Source organism: Ketobacter alkanivorans (genome assembly GCF_002863865.1).
Classification (GTDB): Bacteria; Pseudomonadota; Gammaproteobacteria; order Pseudomonadales; family Ketobacteraceae; genus Ketobacter; species Ketobacter alkanivorans.
On the sequence record NZ_CP022684.1, the window covers coordinates 3,864,767 to 3,888,278 of the forward strand.

General features: G+C 54.1%; 25 protein-coding genes and 1 pseudogene. 9 read left to right on the top strand and 17 right to left on the bottom strand.

Annotated features, from left to right (window positions below):
• Window positions 1–141: 141 nt before the first annotated feature.
• A complete protein-coding gene (locus tag Kalk_RS16420) occupies window positions 142–1,491 on the top strand; it encodes a serine hydrolase domain-containing protein (protein WP_101895284.1) in 1,350 nt (449 codons plus the stop codon).
• A 195-nt stretch (window positions 1,492–1,686) separates the two neighbouring features.
• On the opposite strand, the pseudogene Kalk_RS21810 reads toward Kalk_RS16420, so the two are convergent.
• The 11 genes and pseudogenes from Kalk_RS21810 to thiD form a co-directional block, all read right to left on the bottom strand.
• A pseudogene (locus tag Kalk_RS21810) lies at window positions 1,687–1,902 on the bottom strand (EamA family transporter); the annotation flags it as partial.
• 19 nt (window positions 1,903–1,921) lie between these two features.
• Window positions 1,922–2,398, bottom strand: coding sequence for a hypothetical protein (locus tag Kalk_RS16425; RefSeq protein ID WP_101895285.1), 477 nt, complete (start codon window positions 2,396–2,398; stop codon window positions 1,922–1,924).
• 195 nt (window positions 2,399–2,593) lie between these two features.
• On the bottom strand, window positions 2,594–3,181 hold the full coding sequence (locus Kalk_RS16430; protein WP_101895286.1) for a cytochrome c3 family protein: 588 nt from the start codon (window positions 3,179–3,181) through the stop codon (window positions 2,594–2,596).
• A 12-nt stretch (window positions 3,182–3,193) separates the two neighbouring features.
• Window positions 3,194–3,652 (bottom strand): nitrate reductase cytochrome c-type subunit, encoded by a 459-nt coding sequence (locus tag Kalk_RS16435; RefSeq protein ID WP_199767940.1) that lies wholly within the window; start codon window positions 3,650–3,652, stop codon window positions 3,194–3,196.
• Window positions 3,653–3,666: 14 nt separating this feature from the next.
• Window positions 3,667–6,162 carry a nitrate reductase catalytic subunit NapA gene (gene napA, locus Kalk_RS16440; RefSeq protein WP_101895288.1) on the bottom strand — a complete coding sequence of 832 codons (2,496 nt, stop codon included), beginning with the start codon at window positions 6,160–6,162 and terminating at the stop codon, window positions 3,667–3,669.
• Window positions 6,163–6,164: 2 nt separating this feature from the next.
• Window positions 6,165–6,458 carry a chaperone NapD gene (locus Kalk_RS16445; protein ID WP_101895289.1) on the bottom strand — a complete coding sequence of 98 codons (294 nt, stop codon included), beginning with the start codon at window positions 6,456–6,458 and terminating at the stop codon, window positions 6,165–6,167.
• A 2-nt stretch (window positions 6,459–6,460) separates the two neighbouring features.
• A complete protein-coding gene (napF, locus tag Kalk_RS16450) occupies window positions 6,461–6,988 on the bottom strand; it encodes a ferredoxin-type protein NapF (protein ID WP_101895290.1) in 528 nt (175 codons plus the stop codon).
• Between the two features lie 3 nt (window positions 6,989–6,991).
• Complete coding sequence (locus Kalk_RS16455) at window positions 6,992–7,138, bottom strand: hypothetical protein (RefSeq protein ID WP_101895291.1); 147 nt, start codon at window positions 7,136–7,138, stop codon at window positions 6,992–6,994.
• Window positions 7,139–7,343: 205 nt separating this feature from the next.
• Window positions 7,344–8,624 (bottom strand): glutamate-1-semialdehyde 2,1-aminomutase, encoded by a 1,281-nt coding sequence (hemL, locus tag Kalk_RS16460; RefSeq protein WP_101895292.1) that lies wholly within the window; start codon window positions 8,622–8,624, stop codon window positions 7,344–7,346.
• A 38-nt stretch (window positions 8,625–8,662) separates the two neighbouring features.
• On the bottom strand, window positions 8,663–9,277 hold the full coding sequence (thiE, locus tag Kalk_RS16465; protein WP_101895293.1) for a thiamine phosphate synthase: 615 nt from the start codon (window positions 9,275–9,277) through the stop codon (window positions 8,663–8,665).
• Between the two features lie 50 nt (window positions 9,278–9,327).
• Entirely contained in the window at window positions 9,328–10,125 is a 798-nt protein-coding gene (gene thiD / locus Kalk_RS16470) for a bifunctional hydroxymethylpyrimidine kinase/phosphomethylpyrimidine kinase (protein WP_101895294.1), read from the bottom strand.
• A 251-nt stretch (window positions 10,126–10,376) separates the two neighbouring features.
• On the opposite strand from thiD, the gene Kalk_RS16480 reads away from it, so the two are divergent.
• From Kalk_RS16480 to Kalk_RS21260, 5 genes are all read left to right on the top strand, one after another.
• Window positions 10,377–10,796 (top strand): acyl-CoA thioesterase, encoded by a 420-nt coding sequence (locus Kalk_RS16480; protein ID WP_199767941.1) that lies wholly within the window; start codon window positions 10,377–10,379, stop codon window positions 10,794–10,796.
• Window positions 10,797–10,820: 24 nt separating this feature from the next.
• Window positions 10,821–11,078, top strand: a complete 258-nt coding sequence (locus tag Kalk_RS16485; RefSeq protein WP_199767942.1) for a GNAT family N-acetyltransferase — start codon at window positions 10,821–10,823, stop codon at window positions 11,076–11,078.
• A 259-nt stretch (window positions 11,079–11,337) separates the two neighbouring features.
• Complete coding sequence (locus tag Kalk_RS16490; RefSeq protein WP_101895297.1) at window positions 11,338–12,807, top strand: DUF3336 domain-containing protein; 1,470 nt, start codon at window positions 11,338–11,340, stop codon at window positions 12,805–12,807.
• An 89-nt stretch (window positions 12,808–12,896) separates the two neighbouring features.
• Window positions 12,897–13,529: a QsdR family transcriptional regulator gene (locus tag Kalk_RS16495; protein WP_233716674.1), complete on the top strand. Its 633-nt coding sequence runs from the start codon at window positions 12,897–12,899 to the stop codon at window positions 13,527–13,529.
• 211 nt (window positions 13,530–13,740) lie between these two features.
• Complete coding sequence (locus tag Kalk_RS21260) at window positions 13,741–13,893, top strand: hypothetical protein (RefSeq protein WP_158643540.1); 153 nt, start codon at window positions 13,741–13,743, stop codon at window positions 13,891–13,893.
• Between the two features lie 51 nt (window positions 13,894–13,944).
• Here the strand turns inward: Kalk_RS21260 and Kalk_RS16500 are convergent, their stop codons facing one another.
• The 5 genes from Kalk_RS16500 to Kalk_RS16520 form a co-directional block, all read right to left on the bottom strand.
• Window positions 13,945–14,430 carry a DUF4282 domain-containing protein gene (locus tag Kalk_RS16500; RefSeq protein WP_101895298.1) on the bottom strand — a complete coding sequence of 162 codons (486 nt, stop codon included), beginning with the start codon at window positions 14,428–14,430 and terminating at the stop codon, window positions 13,945–13,947.
• A gap of 54 nt (window positions 14,431–14,484) precedes the next feature.
• The gene (locus Kalk_RS16505; protein ID WP_101895299.1) at window positions 14,485–15,828 is read right to left on the bottom strand and encodes an MATE family efflux transporter; all 1,344 of its coding nucleotides are present in this window, start codon (window positions 15,826–15,828) and stop codon (window positions 14,485–14,487) included.
• Window positions 15,829–15,902: 74 nt separating this feature from the next.
• The gene (locus tag Kalk_RS16510; protein ID WP_158643541.1) at window positions 15,903–16,310 is read right to left on the bottom strand and encodes a flagellar basal body-associated FliL family protein; all 408 of its coding nucleotides are present in this window, start codon (window positions 16,308–16,310) and stop codon (window positions 15,903–15,905) included.
• Between the two features lie 132 nt (window positions 16,311–16,442).
• Window positions 16,443–17,723, bottom strand: coding sequence for a diguanylate cyclase (locus tag Kalk_RS16515; RefSeq protein WP_101895301.1), 1,281 nt, complete (start codon window positions 17,721–17,723; stop codon window positions 16,443–16,445).
• A gap of 15 nt (window positions 17,724–17,738) precedes the next feature.
• On the bottom strand, window positions 17,739–20,159 hold the full coding sequence (locus Kalk_RS16520; protein ID WP_101895302.1) for an efflux RND transporter permease subunit: 2,421 nt from the start codon (window positions 20,157–20,159) through the stop codon (window positions 17,739–17,741).
• Window positions 20,160–20,324: 165 nt separating this feature from the next.
• Between Kalk_RS16520 and Kalk_RS21615 the strand changes: the two genes are divergently transcribed.
• The 3 genes from Kalk_RS21615 to Kalk_RS16530 all read left to right on the top strand — a co-directional run bounded on the left by Kalk_RS21615 (window position 20,325) and on the right by Kalk_RS16530 (window position 22,265).
• Window positions 20,325–20,453: a hypothetical protein gene (locus Kalk_RS21615; protein ID WP_267892396.1), complete on the top strand. Its 129-nt coding sequence runs from the start codon at window positions 20,325–20,327 to the stop codon at window positions 20,451–20,453.
• A 133-nt stretch (window positions 20,454–20,586) separates the two neighbouring features.
• Complete coding sequence (locus Kalk_RS16525) at window positions 20,587–20,865, top strand: DUF7352 domain-containing protein (protein WP_101896366.1); 279 nt, start codon at window positions 20,587–20,589, stop codon at window positions 20,863–20,865.
• Window positions 20,866–20,981: 116 nt separating this feature from the next.
• Complete coding sequence (locus Kalk_RS16530) at window positions 20,982–22,265, top strand: serine/threonine protein kinase (RefSeq protein ID WP_101895303.1); 1,284 nt, start codon at window positions 20,982–20,984, stop codon at window positions 22,263–22,265.
• Between the two features lie 35 nt (window positions 22,266–22,300).
• Here the strand turns inward: Kalk_RS16530 and Kalk_RS16535 are convergent, their stop codons facing one another.
• Window positions 22,301–23,509: a hypothetical protein gene (locus tag Kalk_RS16535; RefSeq protein ID WP_101895304.1), complete on the bottom strand. Its 1,209-nt coding sequence runs from the start codon at window positions 23,507–23,509 to the stop codon at window positions 22,301–22,303.
• Between the last annotated feature and the right edge of the window lie 3 nt (window positions 23,510–23,512).

Genomic DNA, 23,512 nt, shown 5'->3' on the forward strand with positions numbered 1-23,512 from the left:
TTAAATTTTTTGGGCACTCTGCTGTTGGCGTATATATCATCGGCTGTTATCAATATTGTAGCCGCTCATATTACTTCTCCTAGACCTCCCATATTTCTCCTCACTCAACTAATCGAGCCCCTTATAGGCCTCGGGAGTCACATGACTGTATCCATCAGAGCAGTACTAACGATTTTTGCATCTACCGTATTAACGACCTCAATTATTCTACCCACCATAGCTGACGCGCAAGAGACCGAGCCTGGCACCGAGCTTTACTTAGACCCCGGTCAGGGCAACTGGGAGCAAGGCAGCGAGGCATACTGCGGCCTCGACCTCAGCAAACTACAAGATGATGATATCGACAAGTATGCGATCTTCCGGCATGGCAAACTTTGCTATCAGAAGGGCAACAACTTCGGCGGACCAATGTTTTCCGGCACCAAGACACTCGGAGCGGTGATGCTTGGTCGGGCCGCCTACCTTACGCGCAACATTCCACGCACTGGCCACGCTACGGGTACCATCTCCCACGACGACCGGGCCCTTGATTGGCTCGATCATGTCAGCTTTCACCCGGATGCCACCCTTTCGCACGTGATGTCGATGGTGGCCCATGATGAAAACCGTTTTGCGCAGCCCCCTGAACCAGTCAGCGACAACCTTGTTATGAACTACGGCGATTGGGACTACGACACTGTCGGCGCGGTGCAGATAAACGAACTGCTCGACGTGACCTACCAGGCCGTGAGGCAGACGCGCTGGTGGCGCGCCGATCCGTGGTCATTTGTTGAGGACGAGATCTTCGATGAGATGGGTATGGACGATTCTAACTTTGACGCTGTACCAACAGGGCTCGCCAGCGGCTGGTGGTCGGATCTACACGACATGGGCAAGCTCGGCACACTGCTGTTGCACGACGGCTGGTACGGCGGTAAGCGCCTGCTGTCGCGGGAGTGGGTCTATCGCATGTCACACCCCGCCTTTGAAAACGCCAATACTGGTTACGGTCACCTCACATGGTTGAACCACCGAGGCAATTCAGATGGCACCGGCGGCACCGGCGATGATCCCGATGCGGGAGAAGATATCCGAAAGTACAAGGGCGATTCCTGCGCGCCAGCAGCCGTATGGCCTGCCAGCTCTTTCCCGCACGGCCTTTCGGAGGCGAACAACTGCAACGCGTACTGTGAAGATGATTTGTACCCGGCGGAGTGTATGGTGGCCGCCTGCGCACAGGACGATGACAAGGATGTGGGTGTGTTCGCTGCGCAAGGCCTGAACGGACAGTACATTGTGATGCATCCTGGTCTCGATATGGTCATTGTTGCGCGTCACTTTAACCCCGATCCCAACAATCCAGATTTTCATGGTATGGCTGAACTTTGGAAGGCGGTTCGCCCTGCTCTTACTGCAATCAACGATGACTTTGGGGGCGACGAAGCAGCGTTCTGCGAGGCATATGGCGCGGGTACTTACGCCCCCGATCTGCCAATGCCCCGTCACCTATAAGTGAACGAATTTAACGTGCTGGCCTCATGATCACCGAGCCCGGCACGCTCACTTCTCCCGAACAGGGTGTTAGATTCGATTGTTGGAACAATGGATGACTGATTGAATTACCTGGTAATGACAGGCAGATCTTGAAGGTTTCGGTGGGAAGCAAATGTTGGAGCAAGTTAGAAATGTCACCCCTAATCTAATGTTTCAACTATGTTCGTGCCGATGATGGATATCCGGGTAATGAGGATGCTTGTGGGTGAGTGGAGAGTGGTGGTGTTCATGAGTGTGAGGTTCAGCGCCATCCCACGCAAAATCATGGGAATGTTGATGGTATTCATCATGAGTGTGGGAGTGGCTGTGCGTTAGAGGGTCATGGGTATGAGTGTGAGATTGCTTCTCCGTCAGATGCAGCCACCAGCCGTGGCTGAGGTCAACGCTATTACCCGCCACGAATCTCTTTGATCAGTTCATTGAAAGCGCTTTGATCATCCAGTTGCTGTGGGATCAACTGGTAACGTACTTCGCCCATGGCACCGGCAACGTTTACGTCCAGAATGCGATCTCCGGTCAGTGTTGCCTTCAGGGGGCCTTGCAGGGGTAGGTCCTGGCCTGTGTAAATGCCAGGTGCCTCCTGTTTAAATTGTTTGATGACCACCATGCCGGGTTTTATTTTAAAAATAACCAAGTGGTTCCAGCCTTCGATGGCATAAATTCGCCCTCGGTCAATGCGCACCACTTTGTCCAGGCTGGATATGGACCAAAGCCCGTCTATTGGCAGTGTTTCACCCGGTTTAACGTCTACAATTGACGGCAGAAATGCCCCCACTTCTGGCACTTGCATCGTTTGGGCAAGGCTTTGGTTTGCGGCCATAACGGCGCTGCTCAAGAGTATTAGAATGGTTAAACGCTTCAACATGTTTGTTCTCCCCAAAGAACTTCGATTTTGCAAACCCTAACCAGTCAGTAGGGCAATTTCAAGCCAACCGCCTATGAGCAGTGGCTTAACGGGGAAAGTTGGGGTTAAATTTCGGTAAAATTGAATGTTTTGGTGCCTTAGAGGGAAGGCAGTGGGCAGGAGCGCTGGCACCTTTCGATGCCAGCGGTGTTCAGTTTACCAGCCTTCTACCCCTGCCATGTCTGGCAGTTCGTGGGCGATGCCTTTGTGACAGTCGATGCAGGTTTTCTCTCCGCTGGCCAGTGCGGTGGAGTGTTGATTTACTGCCCGTTTGCCTTGCTTGGTGAAATCCATGTATTCGAAGTTGTGGCAGTTACGGCATTCCAGTGAGTCGTTGGCTTTGAAGCGTTCCCACTCATGTTCGGCCAGCTCACGGCGCTTGTCTTCGAATTTTTCACGGGTGTTAATGGTGCCAAAGATTTTGCCCCATACCTCTTTGGATGCCTGCATTTTGCGAGCGATCTTGTCTGTCCACTCGTGGGGTACATGGCAATCAGGACAGGTTGCACGTACACCGGATCGGTTATTAAAGTGGATGGTGCCCCTTAGTTCCTGGTACACGTTGTTGCGCATTTCGTGGCAGGAAATGCAGAACTCTTCGGTGTTGGTCAGTTCCAGGCCGGTGTTAAAACCACCCCAGAACATGATACCGGCAATGAAGCCACCTGCAGTCAGGAACGCAAGGCTGAAGTGCTTACTTGGGCGCCACAGAATGCGCCAGTAACCTTTTATCCAATCTATCATGTCAGGCTCCCGTTACTTGCCGGATTCTTTCAGGATCTGATCGATATCCTTGAATTGATTTTCCACCAGAGGGCGGGCGTCGCTTTGTTGAACATGGCACTGATTGCAGAAGTAACGGCGTGGCGATACGTCTGCCAGGAAGTTACCATCACGATCCATGTAATGGGTGACGCTGATCATCGGTGCCTGTGCATCTTCTGCACGCTTGCGGGCGTGGCAGGACAGACACTTGTTCACTTTCAGATCCACCTGGTATCCCTGGATGTTGTGAGGGATCACGGGGGGCTGCATGGGATAGTTCCGGTGCCGCTTTACATCATCTTTCATGGGTTTGGCGGTGACGGGGGCTTCTCCCTGTTGGTTTAACGCCGCGTTACCCCGCAAAGTAGCGATGTTTTCTTCCGCAACGCCTGATAAGGGCGTTGCGAGGGAGCACAGGGCGATGATGGCAAATGCTATTAATCGGTTCATGGTCATGTTCCCCCTCAGGCCTTCACTATTTTCACGGCGCATTTCTTAAAGTCAGTCTGTTTGGATATTGGGTCTGTCGCATCCAGGGTGACTTTGTTGATCAGCTGGCTGGCATCGAACCAAGGTACAAACACCAAGCCTTTGGGTGGCTTGTTGCGGCCACGGGTTTCTACTCGAGTGCGAATTTCACCTCGACGTGACACCACTTTGACTTCGTCGCCACGACGCAGGCCTCGCTCTTCAGCATCATCCGGGTGCATAAAACACATGGCATCCGGGAACGCTTTGTAGAGTTCCGGTACGCGCTGTGTCATGGAGCCTGAGTGCCAGTGTTCCAGTACGCGTCCGGTGGACAGCCACAGGTTGTATTCGTCATCCGGGGATTCTGCCGGTGGCTCGTAGGGCAGGGCGAAGATAACGGCACGGCCATCGGGTTTGCCGTAGAACTCAAAGCCTTTGCCGGGTTTAACGTAGGGATCGGAGCCTTCACGGAAACGCCATTTGGTCTCTTTTCCGTTCACCACTGGCCAGCGCAGGCCTCGTACTTCGTGATACACGTCAAAGTCAGCCAGATCGTGGCCATGGCCGCGACCGAACTTGGCGTATTCTTCAAACAGGCCTTTTTGCAGGTAGAAACCGAAGTGTTCGGATTCATCATTGCTGTGGCCTTCTTTGATGTCGGATACCGGGAACTTGTTTACCGCGCCGTTGGCAAAGAGCACCTCAAATAAGGTTTTGCCTTTGTACTTGGGGTTTTTGTCGAGGACTTCTTTGGGCCAGACTTCGTCGGTTTTGAAGCGTTTGGAGAACTCCACCAATTGCCACAGATCGGAACGGGCCTCGCCCGGAGCCTTGATCATCTGATGCCAGAACTGGGTGCGTCGCTCTGCGTTGCCGTAGGCACCTTCTTTTTCAACCCACATGGCGGTCGGCAGAATCAGGTCAGCTGCCTGGGCTGTTACGGTTGGATAGGCATCGGACACGATGATGAAGTTATCCGGGTTGCGATACCCCGGATACGTTTCTTCGTTCATGTTGGCTGCAGCTTGCAGGTTGTTGTTGACCTGAATCCAGTACACGTTGATTTTGCTGTCTTTCAGCGCGCGGCTTTGTGCCACCGCGTGCAGGCCGGGTTTGGCGTTCAGTATGCCTTCCGGCAATTGCCAGTTTTTCTCTGAAATGGCGCGGTGCTCTGGGTTTGCAACCACCATGTCTGCAGGCAGGCGATGGCTGAAGGTGCCCACTTCGCGAGCGGTTCCGCAGGCCGATGGCTGGCCTGTGAGGGAGAACGGGCTGTTGCCGGGGGTGGAGATTTTCCCGGTGAGCAGGTGGATGTTGTAGATCAGGTTGTTGGCCCAGACGCCGCGGGTATGTTGGTTGAAACCCATGGTCCAGAACGATACGACTTTGGTTTTTGGATTGGCGTACAGTTCTGCCAGGTCATTGAGTTGTTTTTCGGACAGGCCAGACAGTTTGCTGACTTTCTCTGCGGTATAGTCGGACACGAAGGCTTTGTATTCTTCAAAAGTCATCGGGTCAGAGGCGCCAGCTTTGTCGGCGTTTTTCGCTTTGGCTTCCAAGGGGTGTTCGGGGCGCAAGCCGTAACCGATGTCGGTCATGCCGCGACGGAAGTTGGTGTGCTTGCTGACGAAATCCTGGTTCACTTTGCCGTGGGTGATGATGTAGTTGGCGATGTAGTTCAGAATCGCCAGATCCGTTTGTGGCGTGAACACCATGGGCAGGTCGGCCAGATCAAAGCAGCGGTGCTCGTAGGTGGACAATACCGCCACTTTTACATGGGGTGCGCTGAGGCGGCGATCGGTCAAACGGGTCCAAAGGATGGGGTGCATCTCTGCCATGTTGGAGCCCCACAGCACGAAGGCATCGGTGGCTTCGATGTCATCGTAGCAGCCCATGGGTTCATCAATACCAAAGGTACGCATGAATCCACCCACGGCGGAGGCCATACAATGGCGTGCGTTAGGGTCGATGTTGTTGGACAGGAACCCTGCCTTCATCAGCTTAACGGCTGAGTAACCTTCCCACACTGTCCATTGGCCTGAACCGAACATGCCGATGGCGTCCGGGCCTTTGGCTTTGAGGGTGGCTTTGTACTTTTCTTCCATGATGTCGAAGGCTTGATCCCAACTGATGGGGGTGAACTCTCCGTTCTTGTCGAATTTGCCATTTTTCATGCGCAGCAGTGGCTGGGTCAGGCGATCCTTGCCATACATGATTTTCGACAGGAAGTATCCTTTCACGCAGCTCAGGCCGCGGTTCACTTCGCAGGTTATGTCGCCGTGAGTAGCAACGACTCTGCCTTCTTTGGTGGCTACGTTTACGCTGCAGCCTGTACCGCAGAATCGGCAGGGTGCTTTGTTCCAGTTCAGCTCGGTTTTGCTGCTGTCAGATACCAGGTTGCTGGCATTGACTCCGGTGCTTAGCCCTGCTGCAGCGGCGGCTGTGGCTGCAGCCTGGACTTTCAGGAAGGTACGACGGTCGGTAGCCATGGCTAACCTCTCTCCAGTGTTAGTGAGTTCGTGTTGTGATGTTCGTTGGCGGGTTCCTGCTCTATTTGGTGAAACACCATGTTGCAGGACAGCACACCCTTCATCTGGCCGATGGCCGTGGTGATGTCGCTGATTTCGCCTGTGTTGTTGCATTCCAGGGTGAGGACTATTTTTCCTTCCGGGCTGGTTTGATGGATTTCCACGCCGGTCAGGGTCTTTAATGTTTCCAGCAGTGCTTCGAGGTGCTCAGGTTTGGCCTGGACGATAAAGCTGCTGATGTGAAATTCGCTGTTCATGGTTACAGGTTCGCTTCCTTTTGGGCTTGCTGTGAGTGCATGCTGATGCTGCCGTTGGGGCAGGGTGCTATGCAGGCACCGCAGCCGGTGCAGGCTTCATTATTGATTTCGGGCCGTGATAAACCGCCCGCACCAAATCGAAAACGGATGGCTCGAGGTTCGCAGGCATCCTTGCAGTTTTGGCACACTATGCCGTCGAAGGTGAGGCAGTTTTGACCGATGCTGGCAACCTGCAGCCAGGGTTTTTCGGTCAGGTCGAACAATGCTTGCTGACATGATTGAACGCAATCTCCGCAAAAGGTGCATTCCTGGTTAGTAAAATCCAGCTGTGGAAAACCACCGTCACCCTTCACTACGATGTGTTGTGGACAGGCGCTGATGCAGTCTCCGCAACGAGTGCAGCCATCCAGAAACACGCTTTCGCTGATCACCCATGGCAAGCGAATGGGGGCCTGGCCGTTGTTAATCGGTGCTGCTGGCGTGCCTGTTGAAAAATGGCCCCGCAAAAAATGGCGTCTTGAAGCATCCATTGCTTAAGACAACATCTGTGATACCCAGATAAACAGGCCATAGCCTGCGATGGCGGAAATGGCGATCGCGGGTGCCGCCACTATAGTCAGAAACAAAAACAGCATCAGTTCGCTTTTCTTTTCAACTTTGGTTTGATCGAGGGAATTCATGGCGCGGTGCTCCTTCTTTGACTAAGAGTGTAGGCGAAGAAGTATAGGTCAGCTTGATTGAGATCAATAAGTTAGAGCGTGTACCTATTCAGGGGTGCTGAGTGGGTATGAGGTGGGCTCGATGTAGGTATGTAAAAAGAAGCAGAGGCTGCCGGATGAGTTTCCGGCAGCCAGGAATGTGCACAGGTTATGATCAGAGCTGTGGCTAGAGTTGCTGCATGACCTTGTGGGCGATGTTGATGGTTTGCTCCAGTTCTGTGTCCCTGTGGGCGGAGGATACGAAACCGGCTTCATAAGCGCTGGGGGCGAGATACACGCCGTTATCCAGCATCAAATGATAAAACTTTTGGAAACGCTCGAGGTTGCAACGGGTGACTTGCTCAAAGCGATTGATTGCTTTTTCATCGCTGAAAAAGAATCCGAACATGCCACCCACCTGGTTGGTGGTGAACGGGATGCCTGCTGCGTCTGCCGCGCCTTGCAGCCCCTGCATCAGGCTGGCGGCTTTTTGGCTTAGCGATTCGTAGAAGCCTGCAGTGGATACGCCGTCGATCATTGCCAGACCCGCTGCCATGGCCACGGGGTTGCCAGACAAGGTGCCTGCTTGATACACCGGGCCGGTGGGGGCGATGCAATCCATGATCACTTTCTTGCCGCCAAAGGCACCAACCGGCATGCCGCCGCCGATGACTTTGCCCAAGGTGGTCAGATCCGGTTCTATGCCGTAGTAGCCCTGGGCTCCGCTTAACGACACGCGGAAGCCGGTCATCACCTCATCCAGAATCAGCACCGCACCACTTTGATCACACACCTCCCGCAGGCATTCCAGAAACCCGGGCACCGGCGGAATGCAGTTCATGTTGCCGGCCACCGGCTCAACGATGATGCAGGCGATCTCGCCACCGATGGTGTTGAACAGTTCGCGCACCTGATCGCTGTTGTTGTATTCCAATGTCAGGGTGTGTTCAGCCACGCTGGCCGGTACGCCGGGGGAGTTGGGCACTCCCAGCGTCAACGCTCCGGAGCCTGCTTTAACCAGCAGGGAGTCGGCGTGGCCGTGATAGCAGCCTTCGAACTTCACAATTTTGTCGCGTCCTGTGTAACCACGGGCCAGACGAATGGCGGACATGGTGGCTTCTGTGCCGGAGCTGACCATGCGCACCATATCCATGCCGGGGAATATATCGCAGACTTTGTATGCCATCTCGACTTCGATGGCCGTGGGGGCACCGAAACTTAAGCCCCGTTCAGCCGCTTCCTGTACGGCGCGGATGATGGCGGGGTTGCCGTGGCCCAAAATCATGGGGCCCCAGGAGCCAACGTAATCGATGTATTGGCGATCGTCTTCATCTATCAGGTAGGCGCCTTTGCCGGACTTGAAGAAGATGGGGTCACCACCCACGCCCTTGAATGCGCGAACGGGGCTGTTAACGCCTCCGGGTATGTGGTTCTTGGCGGCAGCAAACAGGGTTTCGGATCGGCTCATGGTAGGTTCCTGATGAATAGCGGTGGTCATTGGAATGGTTATGAAAACAGAGCGGCGTACTGCTGGCAATGGTGCTCGGTGTCGTTGCGATCAAACAGATCGTTGATGACCGCCAGCATGGAAAAGCCTGCATCCACCAATTGAGGCGCATTATTCAGGGTTATGCCGCCGATGGCAACGGTGGGCACCGGGCAGCGGGTCAGAAATGGGCGCAGGCTGTTCAGGTCTGCAGGCAGCGCATCGGGTTTGGTGCGAGAGGGGAAAAACCGCCCGAAGGCCAGATAGTTTGCGCCTTCGTCCAGTGCTTTGCGTGCCAGTTCTTCTGATCCATGGCAGGTGGCACCGATGATTTTGTTACGACCCAATTGCTGGCGTGCCTGTATCAAGGATGTGTCCTCCTGACCCAAATGCACACCATCGGCATTTACCTCCAGGCACAGGTCCAGGTCGTCATTGATGATCAGCAGAGCACCGTGGGCGCGGGTCAGCTCCCGTAATTGCCCGGCCGATTGCAGCCGTTGTGAGACAGGGCTGGTTTTATCGCGGTATTGAATGATTCGGGCACCACCAAGCAGAGCTTGCTGCACCTGATGCAGCAGACTGTGGGTGGGGGTAAGCAGCGGATCGGTAATGGCGTACAGGCCACGTAACATGGCGGGCTCCTAAAGGCAGGGGTGCTCAGCGAGCGGGTTTCAGCTGGGGGTTAGCGGCAGTTGGCAGACCAGGACAAGCGATCCGGAATCAGCTGCCCCATCCCCAGGCGTCGAGCGTGGGCAACGGCTTTGGCTGTGTAGGCCTGGGCATCTCTTACGGCACTGGCCATGGAGGCGCCGTGGGCCAGATAGCCCGCGATGGATGAGGCCAGGGTGCAGCCGGTACCATGGAACTCGCCGGGCAGTCGTTTCTGTTGGTATTCCTCCAGAAACTGGCGGTGTCCCCACAGGCGATTGACAATATTAGGGCTGCCTTCGTGGCCGCCGGTGATTAAAACATATTCTGTGCCCTGAGCCATCAGTTGCTGGGCGCAGGCATCCAGTGAATCCGCATCACTGCACAGGGCTTTGGCTTCCAATGTGTTTGGCGTGACAACGCTGGTACAGGGCATTAACAGATCATGGAAGGCATCAATGAGGTTTTCGCGGGCAAGGGTGCCGCCACCGCCGGCAGCCATCACCGGGTCGAATACCACCGGCACCTCCGGGTAATCCTGCAGCAGGGTATGGATGGCCTCGATGATCTCTACGCTGGCGGTCATGCCTATTTTGAAGGCCGCTACGGGCATGTCCTCCAGCACGGCTCGAGCCTGCTCCACCAGAAACGTGGCATCCGCCGGGATGAAATCCTTAACGGTGCTGGTGTCCTGGGCGGTGAGGGCGGTGATGATCGTGCAGGGATGACAGCCCAGACTGGTAAGGGTTTCGATGTCGGCCTGAATGCCTGCGCCACCGCAGGGGTCGTGGCCAGCAAAAACCATAACGATGGGTACGGGAGCGTAGTTCATAGGGCCTTACCACCAATCTGAATGAATGCCGAAGCGCTGTATTTACAGCACTATAGCGCGGAACCCGCCCCACTTCACCTGCCCGCGTGGGGGGAAGGCCGGGGCGCTTTAAAGGGGGTGGTTTATAGAACCAGATGGCAGATTTTGCACGGTAAGGAGGAACGGAAGCCAATCTGGGTGTATAATTCAGCGGCAAATTTTGATCAGGCTAGTTTTTGATCGGTGGTAGCGCAAAGGACACAATATAAGAAATGAATAAGCCAGACGCCATGTTTTCGTTGATGATTAACCCTCGGTTTTGCGATACCGATGCCATGGGCCACATCAACAACACCGTACTTCCGGTATGGTTTTTAGAGGGGAGAGAATCCATTCTGCGGATTTTTAATCCAAATCTGTCCACAGAAGAAGTCAGCCTGGTGCTGGCCAAGATCGAAATCGAATATCTGGAAGAGACCTTTTTCGGCAAGCAGGTGGAAATCCGTACTTATGTATTGCGCATCGGTACCTCGTCGGTGCTGGTGGGGCAGGAAGCCTGGCAGGAGGGCATGCTCAAGGCCACCGGAACCGCCACCATGGTGAATTTCGACAAGCACACCCGTAAATCTGTGCCGATTCCCGCCGATGTGAAAAAGCGCCTGGCAGATCATCTGCTGGAATCGGATCAGTGAGCTTCTGACCATGAGGATCTGCTAGTGAGCACTTACCAAGTCGTCCACAAACCGGAGCAATGTAGCTTTGTGGCAGACTGCGACGGTGCTCAAGCGTTGCTTACCTATCGGTTATTGGCGGATCGTCAGGTGGATTTTAATCACACCTATGTACCCAGAGCGGCCAGGGGCAGCGGAATAGCGGCCAAACTTGTAAATACAGCAGCTGAGTGGGCACGCGAACAAGGCCTGACGATCAAAGCATCCTGCCCGTATGTACACAAGGTTCTGGGCTTAGACTAAAGTCTAACTTACTGTTTTTTCATCAGAATTTAAAATTCCTTCAAATAGGCTAAACTTGATTTTATTGTTTGATAAGTCAGGTCGCCTGCCTATGTTCCCGGTTTTTCGGTGGTTTACAAAAAGCTGCAAATCTTGCATAAATTGTCATGAAACATTTGGTGAAACCAAGCAGGATCAATGTTACACATAGAGAACAATTAAAAGAGCGTAACCACCTGATTTTCACAAAAGTTTTGTAGTACGGGGGAAGGTAGAAGTTATGAAGCGAGCTTTGAAAGCCTGTCTGGAAGCAATGGATCATGCTGAAGACTACCAAGCCTGGTCCGATGCGGCCCGGGAATACGATCGTCTGTCCGGCAATGATGAGTGGCGCGAAGAGGATGCTTCCCCCCATTACGACTATAAAATGATCCGCCTGCGTTATAACGAGCTGCGCACCGCCCGACAGCGTGGTGATGTCAATCAGCTGGTGTTCTACATAAACGAAGGCCTGCACGGAAACCTGGGCCGAATCGCTAACCCCATGCTGTATCAGCAGTGCTATTTTGGCACCAAAAAGCTGATCAGCGATTATCTCGAAGAAGTCTGTATCAGTCTGAAATGGATCTGTGAAACAGATTTTCCCAATTTTTCACTGGTTCAGAAACTGGATTTTTTTGAGCGTACCCATCAGGCATTCGGCGAATCAGCCCTGATGCTGAGTGGCGGTGCCGCTCTGGGGCTGTTCCATCTGGGCGTGCTCAAAGCCATGTGGGAGAACGATCTACTCTCCAGCATCATTTCTGGCTCCAGCGCGGGTTCCATTATGGCGTCGGTGGTGGCAACCCATACCGATGATGAATTGAAAGTGATGCTGGATGCTGAGTACATCTACGCGGAAGCGTTCCGCATGGTGGGCTGGCGTGGCACTTTGCGTGGTAAGGGGCTGCTTGATCCTGCTCAGTTGGAGCTGTGTCTGGAGCGTAACGTTCAGGATCTCACCTTCGAAGAGGCTTTCAAGCGCACGGGGCGTCGCATCAATATTACGGTTTCCCCTGCAGACCCTCACCAGGAGTCGCGCCTGCTGAATGCGGTGACCTCGCCTCACGTGCTGATCCGCAAAGCTTCTCTGGCATCCTGCGCAATCCCTTACGTGTACCCACCCGTAATGTTGTGGGCCAAAAATATTAATGGCGAAAAGGTGCCTTATATTCCTTCTCGTCAATGGGTGGATGGTTCTATTAAGAACGATTTGCCGATTCAGCGTCTGGCTCGTATCTATGGGGTGAATCACTCCATCGTCAGTCAGACCAACCCCCATGTACTGCCATTCCTGTCTCGCGCAGAGGCGTCCCATAAAACCGTCGGCTCATACCTGAAGGATATGGTGATCAGCAATGCTCGATACAATGTGAATCAGGTACTGGATTTTACCAAGAACCGTATCAGTAATCGTGGTTTGGCTCTGCTGGTGGACAAGGCGCACTCTATTGTGTCCCAGCGTTATCAGGGCGACATCAATATCGTCCCGGCTCGTCAGCCCATGAATGCGTTCCGTATATTGTCTAATGCGTCTCCTGAGGATGTGGCCCGGTATATTCGCAGCGGCGAAACCAGTACCTGGCCTAAATTGGAGATGATTCGCAACGCCACCACGATCAGCCGTACCATTGATCAGTGCGTGGGGGTCCTCAAGGTCGAGGAGCAACGCGAATTACAGGAGTACTCCCAGAATCAGGCCAGTGCCTGAGGGACGTTTTTCTTACTGGATCAAATCGACAACGGAAAGATGCAAAAACAGGTTCGATAGTACGTATCGATTTGAACAGTGAGGTAAACGTGCCAAAGAATAAGACCCCCTTGTCCAAGGCGTTGGCAGAGGACGTAGTTCGCCCCCGAGCCACGCCAATGGATGCCTTTCAGTTGGCAAAGAAGCATTGGCTTAACACTCAGAAACTGAACCTGGGTGAACTGGCTGAAGAGCTGGGGGTGAGCCGTGCCACGCTGTTTCGCTGGATTGGCAATAAAGATCTGTTGATGGGCGAAATCATGTGGTCTATCTACAAGCCCACGGTTTACGATGCGCGCCGGGATTGCGCTGGCGAAGGCGTCGAGTACGTTGTGAACGTGTTTCGTCAGGTTAACACTGCGATCATTAACATGACGGCCATGCGCAACTGGTTGCACGCCGACAGCCAGTATGCGATCAGCATTCTCTCGTCTAAAAGCTGTGCTTTCCATTCCCGCATGGTTGAGCTGAACACCGAACTGCTCAAGCAGGAAACCGACAAAGGGCTCATGCATCCCAGCATGAACATCGACAGCCTGTCTTATTTTATGTGTCGTATCGGTGAATCCTGTATTTTCAGCGAAATGATACTGGGGCAGGAACCGGATCTGGATCAGCTGGAAGATGCCTGTAACGCGGTGCGCATTCTGTTGGGCGGGCGTCAATCAGTAACGCCCGCGTAAGTCTGCGACAATTTGCCACATATTATCTCTGAAACGAATCGATATAATTTCTTTGGTTAACAACCATATATCAATCATATTCAGGGATAGAAAAACTATGTTTATAAAGTGTGTCATGTTTTGCGCCGGGGTGTTGATGGCAGCACGAAGCCAGCACCGAGCTTGACCTTGATGCCGGTACGTCACCACTACCGGACAGCACCTGCATGATATGAGCTTGTTCAGTGATGCGGAAATAGTTTGGTGGAATGATGCTGCCTACAGTAGCAACCCGGTTACGTTACAGATGATCGAAGCGGAGGCGAATGTCTGTGTGCTCAGTGAGATTCATGATAACGCAAGGTTCCGGGTGAAGTACTGGTGAGCGTGGCATGCACTTTGCGGAGCTTCATCATGGTCGTAGTTGTGTCACCTGCTAGGGTTCGACCCGCGTCCGTCGCTTGCGGTTGCGGGTTGAGTCGTCTGGATCTTCGTCTTTCGCCTTGCCGATGGCACCGTTCAAAAACGGAAATTTACGGGTGATGCCGCGCACCGATTCCACGCTTTCCGACAGTCCGGAAAAGCGCTTTGATATTGTCCTGATCTCGTCCATATCCTCGTAGATGTGAAATACCACCAGATAGAATTCCATCAACGCCCGGGTGATGGTGGCTATGGTGATGAAGCTCACAGGCCCTGCCACAAATAGATAGAACAAGCCTCGCCACCAGGAGGTCAGAAAGGCCTCAACGATAAAGTAGACTACGCCAATCAGGGTAGAGGCCAGGATCACGCCATACAGCACCGGAAACATCTGCACGGTGATGAACTTGGTAAACGAAAAATCAAATAATGTAGTGAAAAAGCCATGGGCCGTGTTGCTGGCGCGCAGTATCGGGCGGCGGCGTGCTTCTTTCGACATGGTTGAAACCTGATTGCATCGGAATAGGGCTAGTGTAAAGAAGCCGGGAGGCCATTAATAGGACAGCTTCGGCAGTTTATAGGATAACCACACCACGGTGCCGATCCCGGCGATGATGTTGGCCACTGCGATGCCGCCGTACAAGCCCTTCAGGTCGAATAGCCAGGTTCCCAGCCATGCCAGGGGGATGGTCAGCAAAAATAGCCGCAGCACGCTGATCAAGGTGCCATAGAGCGGCATGTGCAGGGCGTTGAGGGTAGAGCAGCTTAGAATCACCAGGCTTTGGCAGGCATAAGAGATGGGTACCAGCAGCAGATACCAGATGATGGCCTGCCGGGTTGCTGTGTCATCGGTAAACAGTGTGGCCACCCAGCCCCCTCCCAGATAGAGCAGTGCGGCGATGCCCAGCTCCCAGAAGAAGGCAAAAGTCAGCACGATGCGCACGGCTTCGCGGATGCGCAGGCTGTTGCGGGCACCGAAATTCTGCCCCACAAAGGGTGTCAGGGCGGAGGACAGTGCGATGATCACCACCAGCGCCAAAGCCTCGATACGGGTGCCAACGCCCAGCCCGGCCACAGCATAATGGCCGTGGCGGGCTGCCATGGCGGTGAGCACGGCAGCCGCTACCGGTGACATCATATTGGTGGCGGTAGCCGGTAGTGCTACCCGTAGAATAGAGGCCCAATGTTCCCGCTTTGGCTCCAGAGCATCCGCGAACCTCATCAGCTTGCGTCGATTCACCAATACAACCAGCACGGCTACCGCCGAGAAGCCCCAGGCAATCACGGTGGCGATGGCGGCTCCCCGTATACCCAGTTCGGGAAACGGGCCAATGCCAAAGATCAAGAGCGGGTCAAGGATGCCATTCACCAGGCCTGCGATGGCCATAACGATGCTTGGTGTGCGGGTATCGCCGGTGGCGCGGATCACGCTGTTGCCCACCATGGGGATCACCAGCAGAAAGAAGCCGCCATACCACAAGGTCATGTATTCCCTGATCAGATGGATGGTGTCGGGGGCGGCCCCTAGCAGTTCGAACAGGGGTGTGATGGTCAGGTTGCCCAGTATCCCAATAGGCATAGCGATAGTGAGCGCTAACGTCAGGGCGTGGGCGGCGGTGGCCCGTGCCTCCGCCAGATCGCCGCGACCAATGCGGGAGGCAATGTGAATGGCCGTGCCGATGCCTATACCCATGGAGATATTCATCAGCACGTTGGATACCGGAAACGTAAAACTGACCGCTGCCAGTTCCTGTGCACCCATCAGGCCGATGAAGTAAGTATCCACTAAATTGAACAGGAGTATGGCGACGATTCCGAATATGGTGGGAATCGTCATGCTGCTTAGCGTGGGTACGATGGGCGCGTTAAGCAGGTCTTTTTGGCGGTGCCTGGACATGAAGATCACATAATTACGCGAGGGCGCTGATTATGTCATAGCCCACTGAGTACTTCACCTGTGGTGGTGATGGGTTAATCAACTATGAAGCTGGTGAACAATATGTCCTGAACGTCAGCGGGCTCCCCTTCGTTTTGCAGGGCGTTTACCACTTCGGTAAGCGCGTTTTCTTTCAGCAGCTGTTTGCCCTCCATGGAGCTGAGGCCTTCTTCTGTCTGAGCGCTGAACAGCATGACCAGATGGTGGCGAATGGCCTGTTGATGGCGATCCACTGCTTCGGCGGTTTGTCCGCCTTTTACTTTAAGAGTCACATCGGCTTTCAAGTAGCCCATTTTGCGTGATTGATAATTAGTCACGAAGGCGGGCGTCAACTCAACGTAAATGACTTCCTCTTTCGGTGCGCCTTCGCCTTCTTCCTCCGCCTGGACATTGGCAGCAAGCAGCGTAAAAGCGAGTAGCAGAATATGTGCGATCCACTTCATGATCCATTCCCCAAAGTAATGTCTAGATAATAATAGACAGGCTTGGGGAAATTTCCCGTGGGGAGGCGGGTCAAATTGGCTTTTTTGCCTGTTCTGGTAGCTGTGTTCCACCATGGGCTGCGTCAGTAGAGCTTAATTTTTATGCAGCTCAACCCGATTGCGCCCATTGTTTTTAGCCAGGTACACCGCTGTGTCTGCGTCGCTGAACAGGTCGTTGAAATTTTGCTGGTTGCCCCCTTCCAGGCATGCCACACCAAAGCTGGCGGATACCCGCAGTTGAGCTGGTTTCAATTCCAGCAGAGCGGCACGAATGGACTCTGCTTTGTCCAGCGCCTGGGCTTGGTTGCAGTGGCTCAGCAGGATGACAAACTCTTCGCCGCCAAAGCGGGCCACGATGTCCTCTTTGCGGCACAGTTTACGCAGCAGCACGCCGGTTTCTTTCAATACCTGATCGCCGGTGGCGTGGCCGTGGGAATCGTTAATGCTTTTGAATTTATCCAGGTCGGCGATGATTAAGGCAACGGGGAATTGGTGGCGCTGGGCCTCGCTGAGCTTTTGCGGGGCCGCCTCAAACAGGTAGTGGCGATTGTGCAGGCTGGTGAGCTGATCGGTCATGGCTAGGTGCTGTAGTTTTTCCTGCTGGTACTGCACTTGTTCAAAGAGACGCTTGGTGCGGATCAGGTTGTTTACTCGCACCATCATTTCATCGTAGCTGGCGCGCTTGTCTAAATAGTCGTTGGCACCGGAGCGGAGGATTTCCACTTTCTTGTTGTCGTCCTCCTGGCCGGAGAGCACCAAAATCGGGTGTTCAAAAGGTTGGCTCTGGTTAAGGCGCACCTCCTGCACCAGCTCCAGTCCGGTCATGCTGCCTTCCAGAATATAATCCACCATCAACAGGTCAAACTTTTGGGTGTCCAACAGATCCAGTGCCGCAGTGCCGCTGGTGACCTGTTGCACGGTGTAGCCGCTGTGCTTCAACTGTTCGCTTACAACCAATGCGGTCGCTTTGTTGTCTTCTACATAGAGGATGTTGCCGTGGATGTGTTCCAGCTTGATTTTTTGGGCCCAGCTGGTGATGTGTTCCAGTAACTTATTGAGTTGGTCTTTGCGGAATAGCTCATTTACCCCGGCTTTCATGGCTTTGCTCAGGGTGTCGCGGTTTTCGTTGGTGGTGAGCATCACCACGTGGGTGTCCTGTTGATTCTTCAGGCTGCGCACGGCTTTTACGAATTCGATGCCGTCCATGTCCTCCAGGTGCATGGCGACGCACACCAGATCACAGCGGGCTCGCTTCAGCATTTCCAGCGCTTCATGGCCTTGGGTCAGGGCCAGAGGTTTGATTTGCTGGGAGGCCATGTGCTGGCTCAGCAGAACGGAAAGGGATTTGGATATGTCGACGATCATTGCCCGCATGGCAAGGGAATCCGTTTAATTATTTCGGTTAAGTGTAGCAGTTGGTGAGTCATCTGATGGAGCATCAGGTGTGCTCTGCAGGCGGACCGGGTTTAACAGAGTCATCAGGGCCGGAGCCAGCAGAAAATCCGCCAGTAGTGCCAGCATGATGCAGAGGGCGGAATACACACCAAAATGGGTGAAATTGTTCAGTTCGGACAGGGTCAGTACCAGAAAGCCGCTGCACAGCACGATACTGGTCACCAGCATGGCGCGGCCAGCGGTATGCAGGGTGCGGCTAATGGCTTCTTTGGTATCGCAGCCCCGTTCCCGGTAGCGACCAAAGTGGTGCATGAAGTGGACGGTATCGTCCACACAGAGGCCGATGGCGATGGAGCCGATCAGGATGGTGAACATATCAAATGGCACACCATTCAGTTGCATCAATGCGATCACCATGGCGATGGGCAGGATGTTGGGGAACATGCTGATCAGACCCAGTTTAAAGTTGCCCAGCAGCACAATCATAATCAGGCTGATCACAATAATGGCGATGACATAGGCTTGCGCGGCGGAATGAATAACCGAGTTCAGGGTGCTGCCCAGCAGGGGAATCAAACCGGTGATGGTAACGCTGTAGCCGGGCCCCAGATGGTCGTGGAAGCGCTGTTCCAGTGTATCCATCAACGGGGCATATAGCAGCGCGTTGATCCAGGGCAGCGTGAGGGTAATGCGGGCTTTGCTGTATTCCCGGTTTACCAGTCGGAACAGATCTTCTGAACCACTTAGCTCCAATAAAAATAGCTCTTGGGCCACCAACGCCCGGTCGTCTGGGATGCGGTAGTAAGCTTCATCGTTGTCGTGCAGGGCGCGGTTGCTTTCTTTGATCAGATCGGTGATCGAAAGTACTTTGTTAACCTCGAATTCCGGAGTGGAGACTGCGCCCAGCTCTGCACACAGTTGCTCCAGTTTGCGCAGAAAGCCAGGATCATAGATGCCGGTTTCTTGCCCGGTATCCACCACTATTTCCAGCGAGATGCTGCCCCCCAGCTCGCGATCGATGGTTTGTATGCTCTGCTTGGCGGGCATGTCGTCGGGTAGCCATTTCAGTGGGTTGTGGCTGAACTCCATCTGGGAGACCAATATGGCAGAGGCGGCAAACAGGGTGATGCAACTGAATACTACGGATTTTGGATAATGGAAGCTGATGTGGGTAGCGCCATCGATCAACCGATTCATAAGGGGAGCGGTGTGGGGTGATGTTCCCAAGGGTTTTGGCTTAATGGGCAGCAGGCGCAGGGCGGTAGGTAACACGATGATGCTGATGAGGAACGCAAACATAACCCCTGCTGCAGTGAAAACACCCAGGTTGGAGATAGGCAGCAGGTCGGCATTGGAAAAAGACGCCATCCCGGCAGCGGTGGTCAGGCTGGTCAAAAACATCGCCAACCCACTGTGTTCAAGGGCGTGTACGATGGCGCTGCGCTTGTCTCCTGTACGGTTGAACTCCGAAAAAAACAGGCTCAGAAAATGGATGGAGTCACCAATGCCCACCACCATCAGAAACGAAGGCAGCATGGCGGTGGGGAGTTGTAGCGGCTGGTGAAACAGCCCCATCAGGCTGACGGTAAGCAGATCACTCAAGATCACCACGATCAGGGGAAACACCACGGCAAAGATGCGGCGGAACAGAACGAACAATAACACGGCGATAGCGGCAATCACCCACAAAGAGAAGGTGCGCATATCGCTCATCATGCTGGTGCGCAGCAGGTCGGTTACCACTGGCGAGCCTGCCACATAAAGCAGCATATCATCACTGCGATGTTGATCCAGTATCGCGTTCAGCGTTTGCAGAAATGCCGCGGTTTGGGCGTCCGCCAACGCCTGCGCCTTGCGTGGATCAAGGGTTTCGTCCGGTTGAATATAATGCAAGCGAACGACGATGGTGGCCATGGTCTGGTCGCGGCTTATAAACAGGCCCCGGTAGAGATTATTACTGTTGATGCGGCGCAGGATTTCCTGGAAATCGTCCTCACTTTTGGGCCAGGGCTCGAACAGGTCTTCCACCATCAGTTCATCGTCGGCACCGTGAACATAGCGGGCGTTGAGCAGTGAATCCACGGATTCCGTGGCGGGCAGCCCCTTATCTACCGCCTCGAACAGAGCTTTGAAACGGTTGGCGAAGGCGGGGGTGAGCACGTCATCTGTTACCGCCCCCACAATCACCAGTTCATCGCGGCCAAACTCCTCACGGAACTGGTCATAGGCCTGGATCGCAGGATGTTGCGGCGACAGAAACCCTTCGGTGGAGGTATCAAAGTAGATGTGGCGCAGTTGCGTGGCCATAACGCCGATCACCAGCAGTAGCAGTAGCAGCGCGCGAAGCGGGTGATCGTACAAATTATGCGCAAGCGCTCCGAACCCCTTTTCCACCCTGCCTTTCCACGCGGTCATGACGCATCCCCATCAATTAACTGTCATATTTTTGTTATCCGGCTCTGATAAAAGATTAAATCAGAAATTCCATGTAAAAACAGGATACACATCGTGCGAAATGACGATCCTTCTACTACTTTTATGACTGACGTGTATGGCCGTATAACAAAAGGAAGTACTGGTGTGAGAAAGGATCTGCTGCGTGGTGATTTGAAGGATGCATCGACCATTGAAACCAACCTGGGGCCCTGTCTGTTAATGGGTGTGGTCTCCTGGTTAATACTCTACTCGCTTTACGGTTTGTTGGCCTAAGCATTAGGCCTAATTGCGACTTTTCAAAATCGTTTGACGTCGATCATCGTATTGGCAATCATTGGGCCTATCATAGAAGCGCATGACTATTGTGCCTTTGGCCATCCGTACGAGTTCTGACCGAGAGTATTACATGAGAACCATCCACAAGTTTGAAGTCCCGATTTCCAAAGAAACCCAGACCATCGATTTGCCTGAAAAGGCCACTATCGTTCACGTGGAATATCTGATGCCCCGGCGCACAATCTATATGTGGGCGGAAGTGCCTGCTGACATGACTGCACCCAAGTCGCCCCGTCAGTTCCGCGTGTTCCTGACCGGTGACGGTATCCCTAACAATGCCAGCTATCTGGGTTCCACCATTGATCAATACCTGCCTGAGGCTTATCACGTCTACGAATTGTTGGCCTGAGGCGATATACTCCACTCATAATCAGCACAAAAGGGGCCAGATCTGGCCCCTTTGTTTGTTACCCTTGCTAAGCTTTACTAACGTATTCATCACTTAATAGGTCAGGACGCCACCCCATGAGCCAACCCCAGACACTCGGCAAATACCAAATTCAGGGATTGCTTGGCAAAGGTGCGATGGGGGTGGTGTATAAAGGCTTTGACCCGAATATTGCCCGTGCAGTAGCCATTAAGACCATCCACGCCTCGTTGCTGGACACCGAGATGGGGCGCGAGTTGCTGGATCGTTTTCGTAATGAGGCCCAGGCGGTAGGGCGTCTCAATCACGCCAACATCGTATCTATTTACGAATTCGACCAGGATCGCGGCACTCCCTATTTCGTCATGGAGTACGTTGAAGGTCACGATCTGAAAACCCTGATTAAAGAGGGTCGCAAGTACAGCCCATCGGAAACCGTGCACATCATCAGCGCCATTTTGAGTGCGTTGGATTACACCCATAAACTGGGCATTGTGCATCGGGATATCAAGCCTGCCAACGTGTTCATTACCCACAATGGTCAGATCAAACTGGCCGACTTTGGTATCGCCAGGGTCGACAATGCCGAACTGACCCAGATGGGCAGCGTGCTGGGAACGCCTTCGTATATGTCGCCGGAGCAGTGCAAAGGCTTGCCAGTGGATGCCCGCAGTGATCTGTTTTCCACCGGCGTCGTATTGTACGAACTGTTGGTGGGCAGAAAGCCCTTCGCCGGGGATAACACCCACGCCATTATGCACAGCGTGTTGTCGGCAGAGCCGGATCGGCCCACTCACAAAGATCAGTCGGTGCCCAAGGCCTTCGATGGGATCATCAAAAAAGCGCTGGCCAAAGATGTACAGCAGCGCTATCAGACAGCGGCTGCGTTTCGGGATGACTTACAAAAAGCGGTGCAGCCTGCGGCCAGTAAAGGCAGCAATAAACTGGTGATTTCTCTGGCTGCCGGGGTGGTGTTGGCTCTGGCGGTTGCCGGTGGCATGTGGTTCAAAACCCAGCGCGACCACAAGATCGTTCAGCCTGGGGTGGATGTCGTTCAAAGTGGCGTGTTGTCTGCCAAAGAACAGGCCAAGGTCGATCGCCTCATGGCCGTGGCGGAGGCCCATTTCAAAGTGGGGCGGCTGGTGTCGCCTCAGGGCAGCAATGCGTTTGAGGCCTATCAGCTGGTGTTGCAAGTGGACCCTCAGGACAGTGACGCGTTGGAAGGAATTAACCGGGTTAAGAACCGGTTCTTCAAACGTGCCCAGTTACTGGCATTGGAGGGGCGGCGTGAAGATGTGCAGAAACATCTTGAGCTGGCAGAGCGGCTGTTCCCCAATGATGATCGCATTATGCTGCTGCGCAATCGGGCTAACGAGCAATAAGGTTGCAGACAGAGGTGGTTGCAAGCAGCAGATGCTTAGCGTGAAGCTGGGCTGAGCACCTCAAAGGCGGCGTCCAGCAGCAGTTGCGAATCATCCCATTCGGCCCGTCCCTGCGCTTTCTTACTGGCCGCGACGTAGATGTCCTTCAGATACACCCTCGCTTCCGACAGTTCCGGCTCGAGAGGGTATTCAGCCTGCATAAAACGCAATACTTCATGGGCGTTGCCAGGGTCTTCCAGTGGCAGCAGCAGCCCTTGATCGGCTCGTTCTTTTAACAATGTCAGTGCGTCGGCAGCGCTCAGGTCTGCCGTCAGGGGGGAGGGCTGCGATGCGGCTTCCGGCTCGGTAGTGGCAGGCGCTTGCGGTGCCGGCTCCGCTTCGACGGTCGGCGCGTTGAATTCTGTTTCATTAACGGCGGATTCACTAAACACTGGCTCGGGGTTAGGCGCGGGCTCGGGGGTTATGGATTGTTGTGTCGGTTCGTTACTGGCGGGGTTGTTGTCTTCTGTGATGACGGTGGCCATCGGGCGTGTGCCCCAGTACCCCAGCACCATGGCCCCCAGTATCAAGGCGCCTGCCAACCACATCCAGTTGGGCGGGTTGAATGAGCGCGACGGCTTGTGATCCATTCTGTTGGATGCTGTTGAGGGGCGGTGTGGCGTGGGTTGCTGATCCTGATTGATCGAGGTGACCACCGATGGCATGGTCATGGCACGGACTTCTTCCGCGCTGGTGATCATGGTCGCATCATGCTCCTCGGCGGCCGCGCTGTCAGACGGATGATCAGCAGGCTCGGCAGAAAATTCGGCAGAATCATCCACAGCGGTTGTGCCTATCAAGGTAGGCACATCGTGCAGGCGCGCCATGTCGCTGGGTTGGCTACCCAGTGACACTTCGGTGGCGTCATCCTGGTGGGCATGCATGCTGGGGGCCACGATGGTGGCTTCTTCGTCCCCTGCAACCAGGGTGTCGGCGTCGGGGCTGGTTATGATCGGCTCCACCGGTTGATCGATGCGCGTTTGGTCGTCGTTATCCAAGGTGGCTTCTATCTCTTTTCTCAGCAGCAGAAATTCGGTGACTGGAATCGGGTGTTCGTATTGTGCCTGATCCAGCCAGCCCATGAAATGGCCACGCCGCATGGGCTCTTTGCCGATGGCGTCCTCCATAAAACGCCGCAGCTCTTCCCGTTGTTTTTTGCCTTTGCGAAAATCATCAAAGTAAGCGGAAAGAACGCGGCTCGACATCCT